Origin of the sequence: Rhodosalinus sp. (assembly GCF_041685465.1) — a bacterium.
In the GTDB taxonomy this organism is placed as follows: Bacteria; Pseudomonadota; Alphaproteobacteria; order Rhodobacterales; family Rhodobacteraceae; genus Rhodosalinus.
This window is the reverse complement of the sequence record NZ_JAWLFS010000284.1, coordinates 1-3,510: the sequence shown is the minus strand read 5'-3', so window position 1 is coordinate 3,510 and position 3,510 is coordinate 1. Positions and strand designations below refer to the sequence as shown.

6 protein-coding genes are annotated in these 3,510 nt (G+C 68.3%); 4 read left to right on the top strand and 2 right to left on the bottom strand.

Going from position 1 to position 3,510, the window contains the following annotated elements:
- Both ACESL7_RS14465 and ACESL7_RS14460 read right to left on the bottom strand, forming a co-directional pair.
- Nucleotides 1-921 (bottom strand): aminotransferase class III-fold pyridoxal phosphate-dependent enzyme (locus ACESL7_RS14465; RefSeq protein WP_372894005.1); only part of this gene is annotated, 921 nt, incomplete at its 3' end.
- Nucleotides 922-1,013: 92 nt separating this feature from the next.
- Nucleotides 1,014-1,745, bottom strand: a complete 732-nt coding sequence (locus ACESL7_RS14460; RefSeq protein ID WP_372894004.1) for a Crp/Fnr family transcriptional regulator — start codon at nt 1,743-1,745, stop codon at nt 1,014-1,016.
- 92 nt (nt 1,746-1,837) lie between these two features.
- On the opposite strand from ACESL7_RS14460, the gene ACESL7_RS14455 reads away from it, so the two are divergent.
- The 4 genes from ACESL7_RS14455 to ACESL7_RS14440 all read left to right on the top strand — a co-directional run bounded on the left by ACESL7_RS14455 (nt 1,838) and on the right by ACESL7_RS14440 (nt 3,365).
- Nucleotides 1,838-2,215 carry a hypothetical protein gene (locus ACESL7_RS14455; RefSeq protein ID WP_372894003.1) on the top strand — a complete coding sequence of 126 codons (378 nt, stop codon included), beginning with the start codon at nt 1,838-1,840 and terminating at the stop codon, nt 2,213-2,215.
- A gap of 78 nt (nt 2,216-2,293) precedes the next feature.
- Nucleotides 2,294-2,467 carry a DUF1328 domain-containing protein gene (locus ACESL7_RS14450; protein ID WP_372894002.1) on the top strand — a complete coding sequence of 58 codons (174 nt, stop codon included), beginning with the start codon at nt 2,294-2,296 and terminating at the stop codon, nt 2,465-2,467.
- A gap of 95 nt (nt 2,468-2,562) precedes the next feature.
- Nucleotides 2,563-2,772, top strand: coding sequence for a NepR family anti-sigma factor (locus tag ACESL7_RS14445; RefSeq protein WP_372894001.1), 210 nt, complete (start codon nt 2,563-2,565; stop codon nt 2,770-2,772).
- Nucleotides 2,769-3,365: an RNA polymerase sigma factor gene (locus ACESL7_RS14440; RefSeq protein WP_372894000.1), complete on the top strand. Its 597-nt coding sequence runs from the start codon at nt 2,769-2,771 to the stop codon at nt 3,363-3,365. Before ACESL7_RS14445 ends, ACESL7_RS14440 begins: the two co-directional genes overlap by 4 nt.
- The last annotated feature ends 145 nt before the right edge of the window (nt 3,366-3,510 follow it).

Below are 3,510 nucleotides of genomic sequence, written 5' to 3'. Positions count from 1 at the left end.
CCAGATCTTCTCGGAGACGATGGAGCCCGACAGCGGCGCGTAGGCCGAGGTCAGCCCCTTGGCGATGGTGATGAGGTCGGGCTCGAGCCCGTAGTGCTCCGAGCCGAACATCGTGCCGAGCCGCCCGAAGCCGGTCACCACCTCGTCGGCGACGAGCAGGATGTCGTGCTTCTTCAGGATCGGCTGGATCGCCTCCCAGTAGCCCTTGGGCGGCGGCACGATGCCGCCCGTGCCGAGCATCGGCTCGGCCCAGAAGGCGGCGATGGTGTCGGCGCCCTCGCGCTCGATCAGCGCCTCGAGCTCGGCGGCGCAATGCGCGACGAACTGCTCTTCGCTCATCGAGACATCGGCGCGCCGGAAGTAATAGGGCGCCTCGGTGTGCAGCACCGGCGCGAGCGGCAGGTCGAAGGCCTTGTGGAAGAGCTCCAGCCCGGTGAGCGAGCCCGTCATCAGCCCCGAGCCGTGGTAGCCGCGCCAGCGGGAGATGATCTTCTTCTTCTCCGGCCGGCCGAGGATGTTGTTGTAATACCAGATCAGCTTGACGTTGGTCTCGTTCGCGTCGGAGCCCGACAGCCCGAAATAGACCTTGCTCATGTGATCCGGCGCGCGGTCGAGGATCATCTTCGAGAGCTGGATGCTCGCCTCGGTGCCGTGGCCGACGTAGGCGTGGTAATAGGCGAGCTCGCGCGCCTGTTCCGCGATGGCCTCGGCGATCTCGGGGCGGCCGTAGCCCACGTTCACGCAGTAGAGCCCGGCGAAGGCATCCAGAAGGCGGGTGCCGTCGCGGTCCTCGATATGGCTGCCCGCGCCGCTGCGGATGACGCGCTGGGGCGCGTTGCCGCGCGCGAATTCCGCGAGATGGGTGGAGGGGTGCAGGAAGTTGTCGCGGTCCCACTCCTCGAGCAGGTCGTTTCTGAGCACGGCGCGTCTCCTCGCTCCTGGGGGTGAACGCACCACGCGTGCCTCCTCCCCGTCCCGATTGCAAGGGCCGCACGTGCCGCGACGTCACGTCCTCAGATCAGCGGGCGCCGCGGCGGCCCGTCCGGATCCGCGCCGCACTCCGCCGCGAGCCTGTCGGTGTCGGGAATGCGCAGGCGCCCCCCGGCCCAGCTCACCAGTTGCGCGCCCCGCAGCCGCGCGAGCGTCTTGTTGGTATGCACGAGCGACAGGCCCAGCGCATCGGCGAGGTCCTGCTGGCGGAAGGGAAAGGGCACGCCCCGCCCCTCCGTCTCGAGGCCGAGCGCTTGCAGCCGGCGGTAGAGCGTCAGAAGCGCCCAGCCCGTCCGCTCGCGCGCGGGGCGCTGGCCGAGCGAGGTGAGCGCCTCGCCGAGAAAGCGCTCCTCCAGCGCGCCGACCCAGGTGAGGTCGAAGGCCCGTTCGGGGAACCGCTTGTAGAGACCCCAGATGTCGGACCGGCGGAAGGCGCAGAGGACCATCGGCGTGATCGCCTCGACCGAATAGGTCATCGCCTCCATCATCGCCGCCTGCAGACCGAGGAAATCGCCCGGCAGCGCGAAGTTGAGGACCTGGCGGCCTCCGCCGTCCACCGCCTTGCTGCGCACGCCCATGCCGTGCAGCACGGTGTAGAGCTGGGGGGCCTTCGACCCTTCCAGCAGGACCGTCGTCCCTGATTCCACCTGCAGTTCGCCCGTCTTGAACCGTCGCATGAACCGTAGCTCGTCGCGCGAAAAATCGTGGAAATGTTCCAACCGGCGCAGCGGGCAGTCGATGCAGTCCGTCGTCATTGCGTCCTTCCGCGATATGTCGGATTTAAATGCACGGCCGCCCGCCGCGTTCCATACTCCGCTCGCGATAACTGACCAGAGCAGCCCGCGTCATGACCCAGAACCGCCCTGAAACACAGCGTGACTACATCGTCTGCACCGAAGCCCCTGTCGTGGCCGAGGACATCTCGGCCGGCATCGCCGAATGGGATCCGGCGGCGCGTGTCACGCTGTGCCCGCGGTCCGGGGAGCTTGCACAGATCCTCGCCGCGCTCGACGGGGTGGCCGTGGTCGTGACCTCCGTTCCGCCCGCGGAGCTCGCGCGGCCGGACCTCCGGAACGATCTGATGGTGCGCGGGGCGGGCGTGATCTGGCTCGCCACCGGCAAACATGTCGAGACGCCGGTGACCGGCCTGCGCATCGTCCCGCTCGAGGTGCCCTTCACGACGCCCGCATTGCACGCCGCGCTGGACCGGGTCGCGCGGGCCTGACGGCACGTCGGTCCGGAACCCTGTCCCGGCGCCCGCTGTTTGATGGGCAACCGCGGACAAGGCCGAAAGGACCGCGTCATGCTATACTGGGCCGCCGTCTTTCTCGTCATCGCGCTCGTGGCCGGGCTCTTCGGCTTCGGGGGCATCGCCGCCACCTCTGCCGGGATCGCGCAGGTGCTCTTCGCGATCTTTATCGTGCTCTTCGTGATCACGCTGATCGCACATGTCCTGCGGCGCCCGCCGCGCGGCTGAGCCGCGCAACCGAAGAATTTTCGGAACCCCGGGGCCAGACACACGTTGCGTCGGACTTGGGCAATGATACAAACACAGGCGAAAGTGAAACCGACATGCAGGTAACGGACGACAGAGTGTCCGGCTCAAAACGACCTCCGAAGAGCCCGCCAAGCACCGAGGCGCCCGACCCCCGCGAAAACGGTGCGTCCTCGCTGATCGACGAAAACCTCCGCCGGGTCTACGACGACCTCGTGGAGGACGAAATGCCCGACCGCTTCCGCGCGCTGCTGGAACAGTTGCGGAACCAGGAGGGTGATCAATGACCACGGCCGCAGCGCGCAAGGAAGCGGGGCAGGGGCGCACGCCTCCCCGCGACCCCCGCGACGAGATCGCCGAGCACCTCAAGCCGATGCGGCTCTTCGCGCTGTCGCTGACGCGGGACATCAATCGCGCGGACGACCTTGTTCAGGACACGGTCGTGAAGGCGTGGACGAACATCGACAAGTTCGAGCCCGGCACCAACATGCGCGCCTGGCTGTTCACGATCCTGCGCAACACCTTCTACTCGGACCGCCGCCGCGCGCGGCGCGAGGTCGCAGACACCGACGGCGCGCTTGCAGGCCGCATTGCCGCGAAGCCGGATCACGACGGGCGCCTCGCCATGGCCGATTTCCGCGCCGCCTTCGAAAAGCTGCCCGACGAGCAGCGCGAGGTGCTGATTCTCGTCGGCGCGCAGGGGTTCTCCTATGAAGACGCGGCCGAGATGTGCGGCTGCGCCGTGGGCACGGTGAAGAGCCGGGCGAACCGCGGGCGCAAGCGTCTCGCCGAACTGCTCGGCGTCAACGCGAGCGAATCGCTCGAGATGACGGATCAGTCCACGCTCGCCGTCATCGCCGAGAATCCCAGCTCGGGGTGAGCGGTCCGGACGGAGCAGAAACGCGGGCCGACACGCGGCTGACGCACCGCTGGCCGCGACGCTCGCTCCTGACGATCGTCGCGGCGGCCCTGACGCTCGCGCTGCTGCCGGTCGGCGTGCTGTCCGTGCTGCAGACCCTGCGCTC

Coding starts and splice junctions, on each gene's coding strand:
- ACESL7_RS14460 (WP_372894004.1), bottom strand. CDS start 1,745: ATGACGACGGACTGCATCGACTGCCCGCTGCGCCGGTTGGAACATTTC.
- ACESL7_RS14455 (WP_372894003.1), top strand. CDS start 1,838: ATGACCCAGAACCGCCCTGAAACACAGCGTGACTACATCGTCTGCACC.
- ACESL7_RS14450 (WP_372894002.1), top strand. CDS start 2,294: ATGCTATACTGGGCCGCCGTCTTTCTCGTCATCGCGCTCGTGGCCGGG.
- ACESL7_RS14445 (WP_372894001.1), top strand. CDS start 2,563: ATGCAGGTAACGGACGACAGAGTGTCCGGCTCAAAACGACCTCCGAAG.
- ACESL7_RS14440 (WP_372894000.1), top strand. CDS start 2,769: ATGACCACGGCCGCAGCGCGCAAGGAAGCGGGGCAGGGGCGCACGCCT.